The following is a 20,002-nucleotide window of genomic DNA, read 5'->3' on the forward strand; positions in this document are numbered from 1 at the left end:
CCAAAGCCAAAGCCAAAGCCAAAGCCAAAGCCAAAGCCAAAGCCAAAGCCCCAATCTGCCCCCCCGTTCACCCAAAGATGACCCGGATCGTTGCAAATGCTACTTTCTCCGCCCCGGGAAGGGAGGCAGGGCAGCGATGGTATCGCCGGTAACTCAGCCGTCCCGGCACAGCGGCCTTGGCATAGAATCGGTAGTTCCGCCCGCATTGCCGGGTCTTTCTCCCACTAGTGAATCCACAAAGCCAATGTCTGCTTCCCCAATCGCTGATCGCTGGATCGTCCTCAAGTTCGGTGGCACCTCGGTGTCGCGTCGTCATCGCTGGAACACGATCGGTCAGTTGGCGAAAAAACGTGCGGACGAGACCGGTGGCCGGGTACTGGTGGTGGTGTCGGCCTTGTCGGGCGTCACCAACGAGTTGACCGCGATCGCCGACGGCGCCGCCGACAGCCGCGAGCGTGTGGCCGCGCTGGTCACCCGCCACAATGAATTCCTCGCCGAGCTGGAGCTGGGCGCCGAAGTCCTGGCTGAACGCCTTGCCGCGCTGCAGGCGCTGCTGGACGACCCGCGCGCGGCCAGCCGTCCGCTGGACTGGCAGGCCGAAGTGCTGGGCCAGGGCGAACTGCTGTCCTCCAGCGTCGGTGCCGCCTACCTGCGCAGCAACGGCCTGGACTTCGGCTGGATGGATGCCCGCGAATGGCTGAATGCACTGCCGCCCGCACCCAACCAGACCGAGTGGTCGCAGCGTCTGTCGGTGAACTGCCAGTGGCAGGGCGGCGGCGACTTCAAGCAGCGCTTCTCGGCGCAGCCCACCCGCATGCTGATCAGCCAGGGCTTCATCGCCCGCCACGGCGACGGTGGCACTGCCATCCTCGGTCGCGGTGGCTCGGATACCTCGGCCGCCTATTTCGGTGCGCTGCTCGGTGCCAGCCGCGTTGAGATCTGGACTGACGTGCCGGGCATGTTCAGCGCCAATCCGAAGGACGTGCCGGATGCGCGCCTGCTGACCCGCCTGGATTATTACGAGGCGCAGGAAATCGCCACCACCGGCGCCAAGGTGCTGCACCCGCGCTCGATCAAGCCCTGCCGCGATGCGGGCGTGCCGATGGCCATCCTCGATACCGAGCGCCCGCACATGCCCGGCACCAGCATCGACGGCGCCGCTGAACCGGTGCCGGGCGTCAAGGCAATCAGCCGCCGCAACGGCATCGTGCTGATCTCGATGGAAGGCATCGGCATGTGGCAGCAGGTCGGCTTCCTGTCCGACGTGTTCAACCTGTTCAAGAAGCACGGCCTGTCGGTGGACCTGATCGGTTCGGCCGAGACCAACGTCACCGTGTCGCTGGACCCGTCCGAGAACCTGGTCAACACCGATGTGCTGGCCGCGCTGTCGGCCGACCTGTCGCAGATCTGCAAGGTCAAGGTGATCGTGCCTTGCGCGGCCATCACCCTGGTTGGTCGCGGTATGCGCTCGCTGCTGTACAAGCTCTCCGACGTGTGGGCCACGTTCGGCAAGGAGCGCGTGCACATGATTTCGCAGTCGTCCAACGACTTGAACCTGACCTTCGTGATCGATGAGGCCGATGCGGATGGCTTGTTGCCGATCCTGCACGCCGAGCTGATCGACAGCGGCGCGATGCCGGTCTACGAAGAGCAGGTATTCGGCCCGCGCTGGCGCGAAATCATCGGCAGCATCCGCCCGCGGCAGACGCCGTGGTGGCAGGCGCCGGGCAAGCAGAAGAAGCTGCTGGAATTGGCCGCACAGGGCACGCCGGCCTATATCTATGACCTGGACAAGGTGCGCGAGCGCGCCCGCCAGTTGAAGGCGATCCCGGCGATCGACCGCCGTTTCTACGCGATCAAGGCAAACTCGCATCCTGAGATCCTGCGCACGCTCGCGGCTGAAGGTTTCGGCCTGGAATGCGTGTCGCAGGGCGAGGTGGAGCTGGTGTTCGCCTCGGTGCCGGATATCACCCCGGAGCGCGTGCTGTTCACCCCGAGCTTCGCGCCGATCACCGAGTACCAGGCGGTGCTGGCGCTGGGCGTCAACGTCACCGTCGACAACGTCGAGTTGCTGAAGCATTGGCCGGAAGTATTCCGTGGTCGCTCGCTGTGGCTGCGTATCGACCTCGGCCACGGCGATGGTCACCACAAGAAGGTGAACACCGGCGGCAAGGATTCCAAGTTCGGTCTCTCCGCGCAGCGTGTGGACGAGTTCATCGCCGCCGCCCGCGCGCTGGATATCCGCATCACCGGCGTGCATGCGCACCTGGGCAGCGGCATCGAAAACAGCGGCCACTGGAAGCAGATGGTCGATGAAATGGCCGGCTTCGCGCGCCGCATCGGCAGCGTTGAAATCCTCGATATCGGCGGCGGTCTGCCGGTGCCGTACAGCGATGACGACGAGCCCTTCGATCTGGACGCCTGGGCCGTTGGCCTGGCCGACATCAAGGCGGTGCACCCGGCCTTCCAGCTGGCGATCGAGCCGGGCCGCTTCATGGTGGCCGAATCCGGCGTGCTGCTGACCCACGCCACCCAGGTGGTGGAGAAGGACGGCGTGCGACGCGTCGGCCTGGATGCGGGCATGAATGCCTTGCTGCGCCCGGCTCTATACGACGCCTGGCACGATATTGCCAACCTGTCGCGCCTCGATGCCGAGCGCGATGTTGATTTCAGCGTGGTCGGCCCGATCTGCGAATCCAGCGATGTGTTTGCCGAGCGGGTGAAGCTGCCGGCGGCGACCGCACCCGGCGATGTGATGGTCATCGCCGATGCTGGCGCCTATGGTTTCAGCATGGCCAGTACCTATAACCAACGCGCCTTGCCGCGCGAGGACGTCATTGATGAAGTGCAATGACGTCTGCTTTTTGCGAAAACCTTTGTCGTCCGTTGCGCGCTGACGCGCCACGGCCAGTTTGATTTCCGGATACGCCATGACAGCTTTTGATAAAGACCAGGTTTCCCGTTTCCGCTTCGTCCGCTGCGATTTCGCCGCGGACACCGGTGTGGCGCGGCTGGTATACGCCTTCGACGACGGTCCGGAGTTGACCGAGACCGTCACCGTGCCGGGCGCGCCGTTCCAGTTGAACGACGAACGCACGGCCGCGGTGCAACGCGCCCTGCAGCTGCTGCACCTGATTGCAGGTGTCAGCTACTACAAGGCGGCGGTGCCGGCGCAGGTAAGCATCGACAGCTACGCCATCGAGACGGCTACGGCTGAGTTGGTGGAAACGGTGTACTTCAACGGCCTGGGCGAATTCGCCTACCGCAACGGCCTGAACCTGCGTGACCGGTTCAAGCTGCCGGTGAATGTGCCCCTCTCCCGCCGGGAGAGGGGTTGGGGAGAGGGTGCGTCAGCCGACGCAGCCTCCTCCTCAGCCGTACCCTCACCCCCGGCCCCTCTCCCGACGGGAGAGGGGAGCAAAGCGCCTGCCCTCGGCCTGGCCCGACACGCCCTCGTAGCCATCGGCGGCGGCAAGGACTCGCTGGTCAGCATCGAAGCCCTGCGCAACGCCAGCGTCGCCGAAACCGTCACCTGGATCGGCGGCTCGCAGCTGATCCGGGCCTGCGCTGAGCGCACCGGCCTGCCGACCCTCAACATCGGCCGCACGCTGGCACCAGAGCTGTTCGAGCTCAACCGCCAGGGCGCGTGGAACGGCCATATCCCGGTCACTGCGGTGAACTCGGCGATCATGGTGCTGGCGGCGGTGGTGCAGGGCGTGGATCAAGTCGTGTTCTCCAACGAGCGCTCGGCCAGCTACGGCAGCCAGATCGCCGGTACCGGCGAAGTGAACCACCAGTGGTCCAAGGGCTGGGCGTTCGAGAAGGCGTTCGGCGAATACGTGCAGCAGTACATCGCCGCCGACCTGAACTATTACTCGCTGCTGCGCCCGTTGTCGGAACTCGCAGTGGCGCGTCAGTTCGCCAAGACCGACTTCTACGACGCACATTTCTCCAGCTGCAACCGCAACTTCCACATCCTCGGCGAGCGTCCGGTGAACCGCTGGTGCGGCGTCTGCCCGAAGTGCCACTTCGTGTTCCTGGCGCTGGCTCCGTTCATGCCGAAGATCCGCCTGGTGCGCATCTTTGGCCGCAACCTGCTGGACGACATGGAACAGGCCGGCGGCTACGACGCGCTGCTCGAGTTCCAGGACCACAAGCCGTTCGAGTGCGTGGGCGAGGGCAAGGAATCGCGTGCAGCGATGGCGACCCTGGCATCGCGTCCGGACTGGAAGGAAGACGTGCTGGTCAAGCGCTTCGCCAACCTGATCCAGCCGACCCTGTCGGCGGACGAACTGCAGATTGAACCGCTGCTGGTATTTGATGGCGAGCATCGCATCCCGGCAGCACTGTGGGAGCGTCTGCGTGCGAATTTCGCAGCTTGAAGGCAAACGCGTCGCGCTGTGGGGGTGGGGGCGTGAGGGCCGCGCGGCCTATCACGCGCTGCGTGATCGGGAATGGGGAATCAGCGGCGATTCGCAGGAGCGGTTTCCTGCGCGTCTGACCGTGCTGTGTTCGGCTTCCGAAGCAGAAGAAATTCTGGCGTTAGGCGATACGCATCTACGCGTTGAAACCGAGCTCAGCGGTGAGCTGCTGGCTTCGTTCGATGTGGTGATCAAGTCACCGGGCATCAGTCCGTACAAGCCCGAGGCGCAGCACGCCTTGGCGCAGGGCACGCAGTTCATCGGCGGCACCTCGCTGTGGTTCAGCGAGCACGCCGATGCCGATGGCGCGCTGCCGAACACAGTCTGCGTGACCGGCACCAAGGGCAAGAGCACCACCACCTCGCTGCTGGCGCATCTGCTGCGTGCGGCTGGGCGTCGCACTGGTCTGATCGGCAATATCGGTCTGCCGCTGCTGGAGGCGTTGGACCCGCAGCCGGCACCGGAGTACTGGGCGGTGGAACTGTCGAGTTACCAGACCGGCGAAGTCGCCCGCAGCGGCACGCGGCCGGATGTGGCCATCGTGCTGAACATCTTTCCGGAGCACCTGGATTGGCACGGCAGTGAGCAGCGCTACATCGACGACAAGCTGTCGTTGGTGACCGGCGGCCATCCACGCGTGGCGGTGCTCAACGCCGCCGACGAACACCTGCGCGCGCTGCAGCTGCCGCACAGCCAGATCGTCTGGTTCAACCAGCCTGAAGGCTGGCACATGGTTGGCGAAGTCGTGCATCGCGGTACGCAGGCGGTGTTCGATACCTCGAACACGCCGCTGCCCGGCCGCCACAACCGCGGCAACCTGTGTGCGGTGTTGGCCGCGCTGGAAGCCCTCGGTCTGGATGCGGTTGCCTTGGCACCTGCGGTGCAGAGTTTCCGGCCATTGCCGAACCGCCTGCAGCTGCTGGGCGAACGCGATGGCCTGCGTTGGGTGAATGATTCGATCAGCACCACGCCGCACGCATCGCTGGCCGCCTTGGATTGTTTCGCCGGGCAGCGCATCGCCTTGCTGGTTGGCGGGCACGATCGCGGCGTGGATTGGCAGGACTTCGCCGAACACATGCGCGACAACGCGCCGGTCGAGATCGTGACCATGGGCAACAACGGTCCACGCATCAACACGCTGCTCGCGCCATTGGCCGAGGCGGGCGGTTTTGGGCTGCACGCCGCGACCGATCTGCCGCATGCGGTGGAGCTGGCGCGTGCCGCACTGGGCGGGCAGGGCGGGGTAGTGCTGCTGTCGCCGGGCGCGCCGAGCTTTGGTGCCTACAAGGACTACGTTGCGCGTGGTCGGCACTTCGCCGAGCTGGCCGGTTTCGACCCGGACAGCATCAGCGCGATTCCGGGTATCGGCATCCTCTAAGACATTGGCCGATACAGCTGTGGCGCTGACGGTCGGTCGGCGCCACCAAATGCATCATTGAGATGCAATCAATCAACAGCGGTTCGCATCAGCAGATCATTCGTCTTGCTGGGTGAAGGCGTAGTCGCCGTCGATCAGCTGCTGCAGGTAGGCGTCGAAGCTGGGTGCGATCACCGCATAGCTGTCCGGGTCGTGCAGATAGCGCACGACCTGGCCACTGACGCCGCCGTCAGCAGGATCGAAATCCAGGTACAGCATCGAAGTGCCGCCGTTGTTCATGCAGTGCGAGAAGCACAGACGCCTGCCCATCGGCACGTCGGCATCGATGCCGGCGCCGAGAATCTCCGGCTCGTCGTCCAGCCAGTCTTCGTAGATGGAGCGGATGCTGTCATCCCATTGTGTGCTGTCCTCGAAGATCTGCTGCACCGAACGCAGGTAGTAAGGATAGCTGCCGTCGCCGACGTCCGAGCCAAGCATCAGGACGTTGACCTCACCTTGCGGGTAGGCCCGGTAGTGACTGCCATCCACGTGTCCTAGCAGCTCCAGCAGGCTCGCCGGTACCTGCGGCCACTGTCGCTGCAGGCGCTGCAGGTCGGACTGGCTTGCGCCTTCTACCCAGCGCCACATCGGGGCGTCATCTGCCGGCAGGCGCGGCACAAGGCCGGAAAGGAAGGTATCGACAAGGCTCATAGGGCATCGGACGCGTGAGGGATGCATATCCAAGCACACCTGCGTAACGCCGCCAATGCACAATGCGCCACGGGAGGCGACATCGATAGGATGCCTCCGTCCTCTTCTCAGGAGCGCAGGCATGAACAAGTGGCGATGGGCTGCAGTGACGGTGCTGGGACTGGCGGCAACGCCGGCATGGGCCGCGATGAAGTCGCAGCCGCTGGAGTGGCAGCATGACGGCACCACCTTCAGTGGCGTGCTGGTCTACGACGACGAAGGTGACGCGCGCCGTCCCGGCGTGGTGATGGTGCCGAACTGGCGTGGCGTCAACGCCTCGGCGATAGCCAAGGCCGAGCAGATTGCCGGCGATGACTATGTGGTGCTGGTTGCCGATGTTTACGGCAAGAACGTGCGGCCCAAGGATAACGATGCGGCGGCAGCTGCTTCCAAACCGTTGCGTGAGGACAGGGCACTGTTGCGCGCCCGTGCGGCTGCGGCGTTGGCTGCGTTGAAGGCACAGGCTGGCAAGGTTCCGCTGGATGCATCGCAGATCGCTGCCGTGGGTTTCTGCTTCGGCGGCACCACCGTGCTGGAAATGGCCCGTGCCGGCATGCCCTTGGCGGGCGTTGTCAGCTTGCACGGCGGCTTGTCGACCCCGGCTCCGGCAGCAGCCGGCAGCGGCAAGGTACCGATCCTGGTGCTCAATGGCGCGGCTGATCGCGGTGTCACCGCCGAGGACATCGCCAATTTCGGCAGTGAAATGGATGCAGCCAAGGCCGACTGGCAGTTCGTCAATTTCAGCGGCGCGGTGCATTGCTTCGCCGAGTCCGACGCCAACAGCCCACCGGGTTGCCTGTACGACCCGCGTGCAGCCAAGCGTGCCTGGAAGATGATGGACAACTTCCTGGAAGAACGTCTGGGCGATTGACCGCAAGGTAGGGGCTTTACCGGCAATGCCCTTGGCCGCCCTGTAGTGCCGAGCCATGCTCGGCAGAGGCCTCACCAGGGATGTCTCAGGTCTGCAGGTTTGTAGGAGCGGCATAAGCCGCGAAGCTGATCATCTGTCAGATCGCGGCAAATGCTGTCTGCACGGGATGCGGCAATGGTGGTTTGCGTTCGGTAGCGCCGGGAACAACTGTGGCTTCGCGGCTCACGCCGCTCCTACAAAGGAGCGCGGCTCTGCGCCGCCGCGATCGCCCCGCTGATCGCCGCCCGCGCCTGCGGGCTGTTACGCCAGCAGCTGCTGCCCAGCATTGCCGAGGCCTGGCTGACGACATCGCCGGTTTCGGCTTTGGCCAGCTGCTGCAGGGAATGAAACCCCAGCTGCTCCAGCCGCGCCACCACGGTGGCACCCACGCCCTTCACCGCCAACAACACCGCGCGTTCTTCCTCGTTGAACTGCTGCAGTCCCGCCATCGCTATCAGTGACTGCGTTCGATGGCGTAACGGGCCAGGCCGCGCAGGGCGGCAACGGCCTCGGTTTCCGGCAGGCCGTCCAACGCCTGCTCGGCGGCGTTGGCATACTCAACGGCACGCTTGCGGCTGTATTCCAGACCGCCAGTGGCGTGGATGGCCGCCAACACTTCCGGCATCGCACTGGCGTCGCCGTCCTGCACGATCTCGCGCAGACGGTTGCGGACCACCTCGTCCGAGTGCGCCATCGCATGGATCAGCGGCAAGGTGGCCTTGCCCTCTGCCAGGTCGTCGCCCAGGTTCTTGCCCAGCTCGTCGGCATTGGCGGAGTAATCCAGCACATCGTCGGCGATCTGGAAGGCATAGCCCAGGTGCATGCCGTAGTCGTAGAGCTTCTGCTGCACAGCCTCGTCGGCGCCGGTGGCCAGCGCGCCCAGGCGGGTGCCGGCGGCGAACAGCACCGCGGTCTTGCGCTCGATCACCCGCAGGTAGGCAGCTTCGTCGGTATCCGGGTTATGCACGTGCAGCAGCTGCAGCACTTCGCCTTCGGCGATGCGGTTGGTGGTGTCGGCCAGGATCTGCATCACCGCCATGCGCTCCAGCTCAACCATCAGCTGGAAGCTGCGCGAGTACAGGAAGTCACCGACCAGCACGCTGGGGGCATTGCCCCACAAGGCGTTGGCGGTGCTGCGGCCACGGCGCAGGTCGGACTCGTCGACCACGTCGTCGTGCAGCAGGGTGGAGGTGTGGATGAACTCGATGATCGCCGCCAGCTGGTGGTGCTCGGGGCCGGCGCCGCCGACCGCATGGCCGGCCAGCATCACCAGCATCGGCCGCAGGCGCTTGCCGCCCGCTGAAACGATGTGGTCGGCGATCTGGTTGATCAGCACCACGTCCGAGGACAGGCGGCGGCGGATCAGGGCATCGACGGCAGCCATGTCCGCTGCGGCAAGGGTCTGGATGGCAGGCAGGCCCAGCGCGGGGCGGATATGTTCAGCGATGCTCATAGGAAGACTTCAGGGGGTACCCGGGGATTATAGGCGGTGTCGGCGCAGGCGGCCCGTCGGGGCCGAAAACCGAACAGAACCGGGCCTTTGCGCAGTGAATACGTATGCAAGCAACACCGCCGGCAAAGCACCAACGCTAAGCTGGCCGGCATACATTTCGCGGCCCTGAAACAGGGGCTCTGAGGCCCGTAGGGGGGCGTTCGATGTCCAAGACTCCATGGTGGCGCGGTGCCGTCATCTACCAGATTTACCCGCGCAGCTACCTGGATACCAATGGCGACGGCATTGGCGACCTGCCGGGCATCATCGATCGCCTGAATTACGTCGCCTCGCTGGGCGTGGACGCAATCTGGGTGTCGCCGTTCTTCAAGTCGCCGATGGCCGATTTCGGCTATGACATCGCCGATTACCGCGATGTGGACCCGCTGTTCGGCAACCTGGCCGATTTCGATCGTTTGCTGGCCAAGGCGCATGCGCTGGGCCTGAAGGTGATGATCGACCAGGTGTTCAGCCATACCTCGGTGGACCACGCCTGGTTCAAGGAAAGCCGCGAGAGCCGCGACAACCCCAAGGCCGATTGGTATGTGTGGGCCGATGCGCGCGACGACGGCAGCCCGCCGAACAACTGGCTGTCGATCTTCGGTGGCGTGGCCTGGCAGTGGGAGCCGCGGCGTCGGCAGTATTTCCTGCACAACTTCCTGGCCTCGCAGCCGGACCTGGATTTCCATAATCCGGCGGTGCAGCAGGCAACGCTGGATTACGTGAAGTTCTGGCTGGACCGTGGCGTGGATGGCTTCCGTCTGGATTCGATCAACTTCTGCTTCCATGACGCGCAGCTGCGTGACAATCCGCCCAAGCCTGAGAGCGAGCGCATTGGCCGTGGTTTCAGCCCGGACAATCCGTATGCGTTCCAGTACCACTACTACAACAACACCCGGCCGGAGAACATTGGTTTCCTCGAACGCCTGCGTGCATTGCTGGATCAGTATCCGCAGGCGGTGACGTTGGGCGAGATCTCCTCGGAGGATTCGCTGGCGACTACCGCCGAGTACACCGCGCCCGGCCGCCTGCACATGGGCTATAGCTTCGAGCTGCTGGTCGACGATTACAGCGCAGCCTACATTCGCGGCACCGTTGAGCGGCTGGAAGCGGCGATGGGCGAGTCCTGGCCGTGCTGGGCGGTTTCCAACCATGACGTGCAGCGTGCGGTGACGCGTTGGGGCGGGCATCCGGCCAAGCCAACGCTGGCGAAGATGTTGGCGGCGCTGGTCTGCTCGCTGCGTGGTTCGGTGTGCATCTATCAAGGTGAAGAGTTGGGTCTTGGCGAAGCGGACGTACCGTTCGAGGCGCTGCAGGATCCGTATGGCATCACCTTCTGGCCGAACTTCAAGGGCCGCGACGGCTGCCGCACGCCGATGCCGTGGACTGATGGCGCATTGGCTGGGTTTACCACTGGCAAGCCATGGTTGCCGATTCCCCCCGAGCATCAGGCGTTGTCGGTGCAGGCGCAGGAAGTGGATGGCGAGTCGGTGCTGCATGCCTTCCGCAGCTTCCTGAGCTGGCGCAAGGCGCATCCTGCCCTGGTCGAGGGTTCGATTCGCTTCCTTGATAGTGCTGAGCCGGTGTTGCTGTTCGAGCGTCAGTCTGGCGATGAGAGCTTGTTGCTGGCCTTCAATCTGTCGGGCGAGGCCGTGCGGCATGCGTTGCCGGCGGGTGAGTGGCAGGCGTTGGCGCTGCCGGGCCCGGTGGCGGGTGCGGTTGAAGGTGGCGAACTGGTATTGCCTGGGCACGCGGTGTATTGCGCGCGTCGCGGCTGATTTTTGTTGCTCTCTCTTTTGTGCGGGCGGAGATTGCATCTCCGCCCTTTTTTTGGTTTTGGCTGTTGCTGTTGCTAAAGCCCCTCTCCCGTTTACGGGAGAGGGGTTGGGGTGAGGGCGCTTTTAAAGGCAAGCCAAAGCCAAAGCCAAAGCCAAAGCCAAAGCTCCCCCATCCGCCCTACGGGCACCTTCCCCCGCAGGCGGGAGAAGGGAAAGCTAGGAGCCAAGAGCCAAGAGCCAAGAGCCAAGAGCTAGAGCTAGAGCCAGAGCTAGAGCTAGAGCGATTCCCGCCTGCGCGGGAATGACGGCATAACTTCAAAAGCAACAGCAACAGCAACAGCAGTAGCAGCAGTAGCAGCAACAACAGCAACAGCAACAGCAACAGCTAGCCGGCCATTGCTTTGGCTATAACAAGCTTCAGTAAATTCCTTCCGGAATACGGAAAACTCCAGAGCTGTTCACCACGCAAAAGGCCCGCTGCAAAAGCAGCGGGCCTTGGTTTGCGTCAACCAGAACCGATCAGAACTTGTAGTTCACACCCACCTGGTAGGTGCGACCCCATTCCACGGTTTCCAAAGGCCTATCTTTCGTGCCGGCATAGGTTTCGTACTTGGAGTTGGTCAGGTTGCTGGCCTGCAGGAACAGGCTCAGGCCCTTGAACATCGTGCCGTCGCCGAAGCTGTAGCCCAGCTGTGCATCCAGCACGTCCTCCCCCTTCACATAACGCAGGGTACGGGCGCCGTTGAAGTTGCCGATCTCGCCGATGAAGTCTGAGCGCTTGCGCTGGTTCAAACGCACTTCAAAGCCGCTGTTCTCGTAGTAGGCGGTGAAGTTGTAAACGCGCTTGGACAGGCCCGGCAGCATGATCGGCTCGCTGCCAACACTGGAGGTGTTGGCCGGATCCGGCTTGATCATGATGTCGCTGTCGTTGAAGCTCGCGCTGGCCACCACGCCGAAGCCGCGCAGGGCATCGGTGAACAGGTCCAGCGGCAACGAGGCGGTCAGCTCGGCGCCGCGCAGGCTGCCGCCGGTGCCGTTGAACGGTGCGGTGTAGTAGCCGATCGACTGTGCCGGGACCTGCAGCTGGGCTGCATTGGTGCCAACCTTCAGCCACTCTGCCACCTGGTTGGTGAAATCGTAGCCGTCACGCTTCTCGGTGTAGATGTAGCTCTTCAAGTCCTTGTAGAACACGGCGGCGGCCACGTAGGCCTTGTTGCCGAAGTACTTTTCCCAGGACAGGTCGGCGGCGTTGGCTACCCACGGATCCAGGGTCGGGTTGCCGCCGCTGGAGCCGGGCTTGCCGGTATTGGTGTCCATGCCGAATTCCATCGACGCGCGCAGTTCGTCGACGCGCGGACGCGCGACCTGGCGGGCGAGGGCGAAACGGATGGTGTTCTCGGCCGGCAGTTCGAAGGCCAGGTTCAAGCTTGGCAGGAAGTCCAGATACTTCTTGCCGGCGTTGATCGGAATGACCTGGCTGCCAACCGGCTGTGAACCGTCCCAGTAATTGGAATGCGAAGACTGGTCGACATGCTGGGCCTGGATGCCGACGTTGCCGCGCACCGGGATCGAGCCGATCTGGGTGCTGATGTTGGCGCGCAGGAAGGTGGTGGTGATTTTCTCGTCCACCGTCCACTGCTTCGGGATCAGGTAGCTCTCGGTGGTGGTCGGGTTGAACGTCATGTAACGGCCAACTGCAGCAGGCACATTCCAGGCCGGGATGTAGCCGGCGCCGGCAAAGCCGAGGTTGATCGGCTTGTACTGCAGATCAGCGGCGATGCTGGTGATGCCTTGTGCGCCGAGGTTGATGTTGCCTTCGGCCTGGGTCTTGTTCTTGCTGCGGTCAGCGTAGTTCATGCCGACGTCGAAGTCGGAGAACCAGGTGAAGCCTTCCGGTACCGGGAAGGTGGCCGCCAGCTTGAAGCCCTTCAATTCATCGTCCACATGCGGCGTCTTGCCGTAGCCAGAGCCGTAGATGGTATTGGTCAGGTAGAGCTTGCTGTAGTCCGAATAGTCAAAGCCCGGGGTGAACTGCGGGAAGTTGCCGCCGGCAAAGTTCAGCTTGACCGAATCCAGCATCGGTGCCGGCAGCAGCTGCAGGTTGTTCTCCAGGTTCAGCTCGTCACGCTCGGCCTTGGACCAGCTGACGTCTGCTACCACGCGCACATCACCGAAGGTGAATTCGTTGTTCCAGCCAATGGCCTTGATGGTGTCTTCGCGGTTGTTGTACATGCCGCGGATCAACGGATAGACGTTGTGCGCCGTGCCGCTGACGAAGCTGCCATTGCCGTTCACCACCACGTCGGTGACATCCAGGCGGATCTTGTTCGGATCGTTGGTGCCGTTGTAGTCGCCCAGATGGATTTCCATCTGGTTGGCGGTGTCGTGTTCCTTGGCCTTGGTATAGAAGGTGTCCAGCGTGCTTGTCCAGCTGTTGTTGGGCCGGAACTGCAGCGTCGCCATCACGCCATCGCGCTTGGCATTGCCAGTACGGCGCAGGGCCTTGATACCGTCGGAATAGAAGGTGCCAGCGGCAACGCCCGGGCGCCAGTTGTCGCCGATCGCCTGCCACGGCTCGTACAGGCCGACCTGGTTTTCCTGCTTGGACATTTCCGAGTGGGAGATGCCGATGGCCAGGCCGATGGTGTTGTCGGCGAACTTGTCGACATAGCTGAAGTTGAGGCGGTTGCCGTACGGATCTTCACCGGCGGCCTCGCCCAACGAGTTCTTCTGGTAGCGGCCGCTGACGGCGATGACGCGCTCGTTGTAGCTGAGCGGGCGCACGGTCTGCAGGTCCAGGGTGCCGGACAGGCCCTGGCCGACCAGGCCTGCGTCGGGGGTCTTGTACACGGTGACGCCGCTGATCAGCTCTGACGGGTACTGGTCGAACTCCACCGAGCGGTTGTCGCCGGTGCTGACCATTTCGCGGCCATTGAGCAGGGTGGTGGCGAAGTCGGGCGACAGGCCGCGCACACTGATGGCCTGGGCACGGCCGGCAACGCGCTGGGCGGCCAGGCCGGGCAGGCGGGCAATGGATTCGGCGATGCTGACGTCCGGCAGCTTGCCGATGTCTTCGGCCGAGATGGCTTCAACGATCGAGGACGAGTCACGCTTGACCGAGATCGCACTCTCGATACCGCGACGGATGCCGGTGACGGTGACGGTATCCAGGTCGGTTGCTTCGGCCTTGGGCTTTGCCTTGGCTTCGTCGTCCACGGCTTGTGCGTGCACGCCGGTGGCAGTCAATGTGATGGCTGAGGCCAGTGCAACGCTCAGCAGATTGCGCTTGGTGTTCAACATACTCCCCTCTCCCAGGTGATGTCGTTTGGTTGTTTTTTGTGCTCCCCCGTATTTTTTTGGTGGGGGATGCATCGCTTTTTTGCCGCTTGCGACTGACTCGCATGGTAATCAGCGGGCAAGCCCGTGGCGCTGGGCTGCATACGTATTCAATGGGGGTTTGCGGTGGCAGATAGGTCTGAAAACGCTTTCTGCTGGGGTTCCGCCTTTACGCCGTCATCCACGTGAAGGCGGGAATCGCTATGGCTCTGGCTCTGGCTTTGGTTTTATGCCGTCATTCCCGTGCAGGCGGGAATCGCTCTTGTTTTTGACTTTCGCATTGAAGGCAATGACTCAAGACCAGAGCCTAGAGCCAAGAGCGATTCCCGCCTGCGCGGGAATGACGGCTATGAAGCAAAGCCCAAGGCCCAAAGCCCAAAGCCCAAAGCCTTGGGCTTCAAGCCGCCGCAGTCCTCACTCCACCGGCACAAACCGCACCGCTGCACCACCACCGGACCCCAGCTGCAGCTTGATCCGGTCGCCACTGCCCACCACCCGCGTCTCACAGACAAACGCAAACGGTGCAGTCTCCCAATTGGCACCGTCCCCATCGCGGTAGATCTCCGCGCGGTAACGCTTGCCCGGGGTCAGGAACGACAAGGCCACATCCAGCGCCTGCGGCTTCTCGCTGCCAACGCTGCCTACAAACCATTCCTCGCTACCACGCGCCTTGCGCGCAAACGTCACGTACTGGCCAACCTCGCCATTGAGCACATGGCTTTCTTCCCAATCCACCGCCACGTCCTTGATGAACTGGAAGGCGTCCGGGTGCTGGGCGTAGTGCTCGGGCAGGTCGGCGACCATCTGCACCGGGCTGTACAGCACCACGTACAGGGCCAGCTGTTTGGCCAGGGTGCTGCGCAGGGCCAGGCCGTTGCGGCCCTTCAGGCTGACGATGCCCGGGGTGTAGTCCATCGGCCCGCCCAGCATGCGAGTGAATACCAAGGTGGCTTCGTGGCCAGGAGGGTTGGGCGGGTTGCCCCAGGCGTTGAACTCCATGCCACGGGCGCCTTCGCGCGATACCCAGTTCGGGTAGGTGCGGCGCAGGCCGGTGTCCTTGACCGGTTCGTGTGAGTTGATCGCGATGTGTTTGGCGGCGGCCTGCTGCAGCACGCGCAGGTTGTGGTTGCTCATCCACTGGCCTTCGTGCCATTCGCGAGTGATGGGGCCGTCGGCCTGGTCCTGACGGTGGATGTCACCGGCATCGCAGACATAGCCGGTCTTGATCACATCCACGCCGTTGCGCGCATACAGGTCCAGCGCGGCCGGCAGCTGGCGTTCGTAATGGCTGACCGCGCAGGCGGTCTCGTGGTGGCCGATCAGGTGCACGCCCTTGCCGGCTGCGTAGCTGGCAAGGCCAGGCAGGTCGAAATCCGGGGTGGCGCGGGTGAAGTCGAAGGCCTCGCCGTTGGCGAACCAGTCGCCATCCCAGCCAATGTTCCAGCCTTCCACCAGTACGCCGCGGAAACCGTTGGCGGCGGCGAAGTCGATGTAACGGCGGGTGTTCTCGGTTGTGGCACCGTGTTTGGGACCGGTCGCCCAGGTCTCGGTCTCCAGGTGCAGCGACCACCACACACCGGCATATTTGGCCGGCTTGAACCAGCTCACATCACCAATGGCGTTGGGTTCGTTGAGGTTGAGGATCAGGCTGGATTCGGCCAGATCACCAGCTTTCTCGCCGATGGTGATGGTGCGCCATGGGGTGTTGAAGGGCAGGGTGCGCACGACCGGCGCACCGCTGCTGGACGGGGTGAGCGTCGCGCGCAGGATGTCGCCGTCGCCACGGGCCAGATTCATGCCGGCGTAGTCGACCAGCGCGGCTTCGTGGATGGAGATATGCAGGCCGTTGTCGCTGCGCAGGGTCAGCGGCGTCTGCGCGGTACCGACTTCCTTCAGCGGGGTCTGGTGGTACAGGTATTCTTCGCGGTTCCACTCGAAGGCGGGAATCCACCAGGCGGTGGCCGGGCGCGCCAGCGCGAACTCGGTCAGCTCGGCGTGGATCTGCGCCTGCTTCATGCCGGCCTGCTGCGGGAACTCGTAGCGGAAGCCGATACCGTCGTCGTAGACGCGGAACACCACGTCAAAGCGGCGCTCGTAGTTGCGGCCTGCGCCGGGCTTCTCGGTGAAGCTGGCGCGCAGTTCGTTGTAGTGGTTGCGGGTGAGGCGGCGCTCGCCCCAGGGCTGCTCCCAGGTCTCATCGAAGCTGCGCTGTGACTGCCCGGTCAGGGCGACATTGCGCTCCAGGCGGCCATCGCCAAGCAGCATGCCCAGCCGCGACGGCGCGATCACTGCCTCGCCATTGCGCTCCACCCGATACGAGGGGCGGCCTTCGTGCTGGGATTCGACGATCACCACGAGCTGCTTGTCGGGCGAGGTGATGCGCGCCAGGTCGGCGGCGTGGGCGGGCAAGCAGCTGATCAGCAGCAGCGCGAAGGCGGCTTTCAGCGACAGGCGGGCAGGGATGGGGCGTGTATCGGCCATGCGGGTCTCAACTCCGGGTTCTGGTCGGCGCGCCGCTCTTCAGGGTTGGCACGTGGCACCACTATTCCCCGGTGGAGGCTGCTGTGGGCGCAATGCCGCATTGAATACGTATGCAACAGCGGTGCAGATCACAGGTGCGCCCTCTACCATGGCCGCAGCGCATCCGCGCCCAACATCGCATCCGTGATTCCCGGAGGGGGGAAGCGCTTGATGAATAGCAAACCGCAGCTGTCGTTCTGGCAGATCTGGAACATGTGTTTCGGCTTTCTGGGTATCCAGTTCGGCTTCGCACTGCAGAACGCCAATGCCAGCCGTATTTTCGAAACACTGGGCGCGCCGATGGACGCGGTGCCGGGGCTGTGGATCGCCGCGCCGCTGACCGGCCTGCTGGTGCAGCCGGTGATCGGCTATCTGTCCGACCGCACCTGGACGCGCTGGGGCCGCCGCCGGCCCTACTTCATGATCGGTGCGGTGCTGACCACGCTCGCCCTGCTGGTGATGCCCAATTCGCCGACACTGTGGATCGCTGCCGGCACACTTTGGGTGCTGGATGCCTCGATCAACATCTCGATGGAGCCGTTCCGTGCCTTCGTCGGTGATCAGTTATCGCCCAAGCAGCGTCCGGCCGGTTTCTCGATGCAGAGCTTTTTCATCGGTGTGGGCGCGGTGGTGGCCAGCTTCCTGCCCTTCATCCTCGCCCACTTCGGTGTGGCCAATACGGCGGGTCCAGGTGAAGTGCCGGACACCGTGCGCTATGCCTTCTATTTCGGCGCGGCGGTATTGCTGCTGGCGATGAGCTGGACCGTGTTCAGCACGCGCGAATACTCGCCGGCCGAACTGGCCGGTTTCGACGACGCCGAACCGGCGGCAGTGCACGCCGTGCAGCGCGCTGCTGGCCTGCCGCAGTGGGGGCAGATCGGCTTGTGGCTGGGCTTGGGCGTGCTGTTGGCGGTGCTGATCGCATGGCGCCAAGGCGACCGCATGCTCTATGTGCTGGCCGGCCTGTGTGCTGCCTACGGTTTGCTATTGGGAATAGCGCGGGTACTGCCGGGCACGCACATGCTGGCCACTATCGTCGATGACCTGCGCAGCATGCCGGGCACGATGCGGCGGCTGGCGTGGGTGCAGTTCTTCTCGTGGTTTGCGTTGTTCGCGATGTGGATCTACACCACCGCAGCGGTGGCTGGCACGCACTTCGGTTCCGTCGATACGCAGTCGGCCGCGTACAACGAAGGCGCGAACTGGGTCGGCGTGTTGTTCGGCGCTTACAACGGTTTCGCTGCTGTGGCGGCGCTGATCATTCCGCTGATGGTGCGTGCGATTGGCCTGCGCTGGAGCCACCTGCTCAATCTGTGGCTGGGCGGGTTGGGCCTGATCTCGCTGATGCTGATCAAGGACCCGCATTGGCTGCTGCTGTCGATGGTCGGCGTCGGCTTTGCCTGGGCCTCGATCCTGTCACTGCCGTACGCACTGCTGTCGGACAGCGTGCCGGCGGCCAAGATGGGCGTGTACATGGGCATCTTCAATTTCTTCATCGTGATCCCGCAGCTGGTGGCCGCCAGTGCCTTGGGCTTTGCCCTGCGCAACTGGTTGGGTGGCGACCCCATCCACGTGCTGGTGCTGGGCGGCTGCAGTCTGTTCGTGGCCGGCTTGTGCGTGCTGCGGGTTCCGTCGCAACAGGAGGTGGTGTGATGCGTAGTCGTTTGGCAACAGCGGTTGGACTGGTAGTGGTAGCGGGGTCGGCCTTGGCCGGCAACCGGCCGGATTACATTGGCACCACCGAACCATTCGCCAGCGATGCGGTGTACTTCGTGGTCACCGATCGCTTCGTCAATGGCGATACCAGCAACGACCATCGCGACCAGGGCGGCGACCATCCCACCTTCGATATCCCGGTACCGTGCCCGGACAAGATCGACGGCAATATCGGCTACCTCGGCGGTGACTTCAAAGGCGTACTCGACAACGCCGACTACATTCGCCAGCTGGGCTTTGGCGCAGTATGGATCACGCCGATCATCGACAATCCCGATCAGGCATTCACCGGCAGCAAGCCGATCAGCTGCACCAGCACCCTGACCGATCGTGGCAAGACCGGCTATCACGGTTATTGGGGCATCAACTTCTACAAGCTGGACGAGCATCTGCCGAGCGCCGATCTGGATTTCGCCGGGCTGACCAAGGGCCTGCACGATGCCAAGCTGAAAGTGGTGCTGGATATCGTCGGCAACCACGGTTCGCCGGCCTGGACCATGCCCAAGCGGCAGCCGCAGTTCGGGCAGATCTTCGACAAGGACGGCAAGCTGATCGCCGACCATCAGAACCTGGCCCCGGACGAGCTCGATCCGAAGCACAACCCGCTGCATGCGTTCTACAACAACATCGGCCCGGTCGATGGCAGCAAGGGTTCGATCTTCGACGGCAACCTGGCCGAACTGTCGGATTTCAACGAGCACAATCCGGCGGTGATGGACTACCTGGTTGGCGCCTACCTGCAATGGACGGCGCAGGGTGTGGATGCCTTGCGCATCGACACCATCGGCTGGTTGCCGCATCCGTGGTGGCATGAGTTTGTAAACCGCATCCGCGCCGAGCACCCGGGCATGTTCATGTTCGGCGAAGCCTTCGACTACGACGCCGCGAAGATCGCCGAACACACCTGGCCGGCGAACGCCAACGTCAGTGTGCTGGATTTCCCGCTGCGCGGTGCGATGTCGTCGGTATTCGGCAAGGAGCAGAAGGGCTTTGAAACGCTGGCCGAACCGCTGCATCTGAGCGGTGGTCCGTATGCCAATCCTTACTCGTTGATGAGCTTCTACGACAACCACGACATGGCGCGACTGGATGCCAGTGATGCCGGTTTCATCGATGCGCATAACTGGTTGTTCACCGCACGCGGCATTCCGGTGCTCTATTACGGCTCGGAAACCGGCTTCATGCGCGGTCGTGCCGAGCATGTGGGCAACCGTGCCTACTTCGGCCAGCAGCGGGTGAATGAAGCAGGGCAGAGCCCGATCTTCGCGCCGCTGCAGCGCATCGCCAAACTGCGTGAAGCAACGCCTGCGTTGCAGCGCGGTCTGCAGGTGAATGAGCGGCTGCAAGGCGACGAGGCGGTGTTCTACCGCGTGCTGCAGCATGGTGATACCGCGCAGACCGCGCTGGTGCTGCTGAACAAGGGCGATGCTGCACGTTCGTTCGAGGTGAGCCGTTATCTGCAGGCCGGGCGTTGGCGTGATGTGCTTGGTGGTGGTTCTTTGAAGGTGAAGACTTCGCTGAAGACTGAGGTGCCGGCGCATGGCATCAAGGTGTTTGTGCTGGAAGGGCAGGTGATACAGCCGGAGCTGCGTGCGCAGTTGGATGCTGCCATGGCGGATCAGATAGCGCGGGATAAGCGACTGGCGCAGTAATCTGCTTTAGCCCCTCTCCCTGCGGGAGAGGGGTTGGGGTGAGGGTAAGGCTCTGCGATAAATCCAACAC

The 20,002-nt window shown here is 63.6% G+C and carries 12 protein-coding genes; 7 read left to right on the forward strand and 5 right to left on the reverse strand.

Annotated features, from left to right (window positions below; all coding sequences use genetic code 11):
* The first annotated feature begins 244 nt into the window (after nt 1-244).
* The 3 genes from ACVOLL_RS17155 to murD all read left to right on the forward strand — a co-directional run bounded on the left by ACVOLL_RS17155 (nt 245) and on the right by murD (nt 5,799).
* Nucleotides 245-2,854, forward strand: coding sequence for a bifunctional aspartate kinase/diaminopimelate decarboxylase (locus ACVOLL_RS17155; RefSeq protein ID WP_481513992.1), 2,610 nt, complete (start codon nt 245-247; stop codon nt 2,852-2,854).
* Between the two features lie 76 nt (nt 2,855-2,930).
* Entirely contained in the window at nt 2,931-4,382 is a 1,452-nt protein-coding gene (gene murL, locus ACVOLL_RS17160) for a UDP-N-acetyl-alpha-D-muramoyl-L-alanyl-L-glutamate epimerase (RefSeq protein ID WP_481513993.1), read from the forward strand.
* Nucleotides 4,363-5,799, forward strand: coding sequence for a UDP-N-acetylmuramoyl-L-alanine--D-glutamate ligase (murD, locus tag ACVOLL_RS17165; protein ID WP_481513994.1), 1,437 nt, complete (start codon nt 4,363-4,365; stop codon nt 5,797-5,799). Before murL ends, murD begins: the two co-directional genes overlap by 20 nt.
* Before the next feature lie 96 nt (nt 5,800-5,895).
* On the opposite strand, the gene ACVOLL_RS17170 is transcribed toward murD, so the two are convergent.
* Complete coding sequence (locus ACVOLL_RS17170) at nt 5,896-6,489, reverse strand: SMI1/KNR4 family protein (protein ID WP_481513995.1); 594 nt, start codon at nt 6,487-6,489, stop codon at nt 5,896-5,898.
* A gap of 121 nt (nt 6,490-6,610) precedes the next feature.
* On the opposite strand from ACVOLL_RS17170, the gene ACVOLL_RS17175 reads away from it, so the two are divergent.
* A complete protein-coding gene (locus ACVOLL_RS17175) occupies nt 6,611-7,399 on the forward strand; it encodes a dienelactone hydrolase family protein (protein ID WP_481513996.1) in 789 nt (262 codons plus the stop codon).
* A gap of 233 nt (nt 7,400-7,632) precedes the next feature.
* Here ACVOLL_RS17175 and ACVOLL_RS17180 read toward each other — a convergent pair whose 3' ends face one another.
* Nucleotides 7,633-7,887, reverse strand: coding sequence for a helix-hairpin-helix domain-containing protein (locus tag ACVOLL_RS17180; RefSeq protein ID WP_481513997.1), 255 nt, complete (start codon nt 7,885-7,887; stop codon nt 7,633-7,635).
* A 5-nt stretch (nt 7,888-7,892) separates the two neighbouring features.
* Entirely contained in the window at nt 7,893-8,891 is a 999-nt protein-coding gene (locus tag ACVOLL_RS17185; protein ID WP_481513998.1) for a polyprenyl synthetase family protein, read from the reverse strand.
* A gap of 203 nt (nt 8,892-9,094) precedes the next feature.
* Between ACVOLL_RS17185 and ACVOLL_RS17190 the strand changes: the two genes are divergently transcribed.
* Nucleotides 9,095-10,708, forward strand: coding sequence for an alpha-glucosidase (locus ACVOLL_RS17190; protein WP_481513999.1), 1,614 nt, complete (start codon nt 9,095-9,097; stop codon nt 10,706-10,708).
* Nucleotides 10,709-11,227: 519 nt separating this feature from the next.
* On the opposite strand, the gene ACVOLL_RS17195 is transcribed toward ACVOLL_RS17190, so the two are convergent.
* Both ACVOLL_RS17195 and ACVOLL_RS17200 read right to left on the reverse strand, forming a co-directional pair.
* Nucleotides 11,228-14,008 (reverse strand): TonB-dependent receptor, encoded by a 2,781-nt coding sequence (locus tag ACVOLL_RS17195; protein WP_481514000.1) that lies wholly within the window; start codon nt 14,006-14,008, stop codon nt 11,228-11,230.
* Nucleotides 14,009-14,458: 450 nt separating this feature from the next.
* Nucleotides 14,459-16,525, reverse strand: a complete 2,067-nt coding sequence (locus tag ACVOLL_RS17200; RefSeq protein ID WP_481514001.1) for a glycoside hydrolase family 97 protein — start codon at nt 16,523-16,525, stop codon at nt 14,459-14,461.
* 210 nt (nt 16,526-16,735) lie between these two features.
* Here ACVOLL_RS17200 and ACVOLL_RS17205 point away from each other — a divergent pair, with 210 nt between their 5' ends.
* Nucleotides 16,736-18,217: an MFS transporter gene (locus tag ACVOLL_RS17205; protein WP_481514002.1), complete on the forward strand. Its 1,482-nt coding sequence runs from the start codon at nt 16,736-16,738 to the stop codon at nt 18,215-18,217.
* Nucleotides 18,217-19,932, forward strand: a complete 1,716-nt coding sequence (locus tag ACVOLL_RS17210) for an alpha-amylase family glycosyl hydrolase (protein ID WP_481514003.1) — start codon at nt 18,217-18,219, stop codon at nt 19,930-19,932. The genes ACVOLL_RS17205 and ACVOLL_RS17210 overlap by 1 nt, the downstream gene beginning before the upstream one ends.
* Nucleotides 19,933-20,002 lie beyond the last annotated feature (70 nt).

It is taken from the genome of Stenotrophomonas sp. STEN035 (assembly GCF_056759935.1).

Excerpts from the sequence above, each read along its gene's own strand:
- ACVOLL_RS17155 (WP_481513992.1), top strand. The coding sequence starts at position 245 with ATGTCTGCTTCCCCAATCGCTGATCGCTGGATCGTCCTCAAGTTCGGT.
- murL (WP_481513993.1), top strand. The coding sequence starts at position 2,931 with ATGACAGCTTTTGATAAAGACCAGGTTTCCCGTTTCCGCTTCGTCCGC.
- ACVOLL_RS17170 (WP_481513995.1), bottom strand. The coding sequence starts at position 6,489 with ATGAGCCTTGTCGATACCTTCCTTTCCGGCCTTGTGCCGCGCCTGCCG.
- ACVOLL_RS17175 (WP_481513996.1), top strand. The coding sequence starts at position 6,611 with ATGAACAAGTGGCGATGGGCTGCAGTGACGGTGCTGGGACTGGCGGCA.
- ACVOLL_RS17180 (WP_481513997.1), bottom strand. The coding sequence starts at position 7,887 with ATGGCGGGACTGCAGCAGTTCAACGAGGAAGAACGCGCGGTGTTGTTG.
- ACVOLL_RS17185 (WP_481513998.1), bottom strand. The coding sequence starts at position 8,891 with ATGAGCATCGCTGAACATATCCGCCCCGCGCTGGGCCTGCCTGCCATC.
- ACVOLL_RS17190 (WP_481513999.1), top strand. The coding sequence starts at position 9,095 with ATGTCCAAGACTCCATGGTGGCGCGGTGCCGTCATCTACCAGATTTAC.
- ACVOLL_RS17195 (WP_481514000.1), bottom strand. The coding sequence starts at position 14,008 with ATGTTGAACACCAAGCGCAATCTGCTGAGCGTTGCACTGGCCTCAGCC.
- ACVOLL_RS17200 (WP_481514001.1), bottom strand. The coding sequence starts at position 16,525 with ATGGCCGATACACGCCCCATCCCTGCCCGCCTGTCGCTGAAAGCCGCC.
- ACVOLL_RS17205 (WP_481514002.1), top strand. The coding sequence starts at position 16,736 with ATGAATAGCAAACCGCAGCTGTCGTTCTGGCAGATCTGGAACATGTGT.
- ACVOLL_RS17210 (WP_481514003.1), top strand. The coding sequence starts at position 18,217 with ATGCGTAGTCGTTTGGCAACAGCGGTTGGACTGGTAGTGGTAGCGGGG.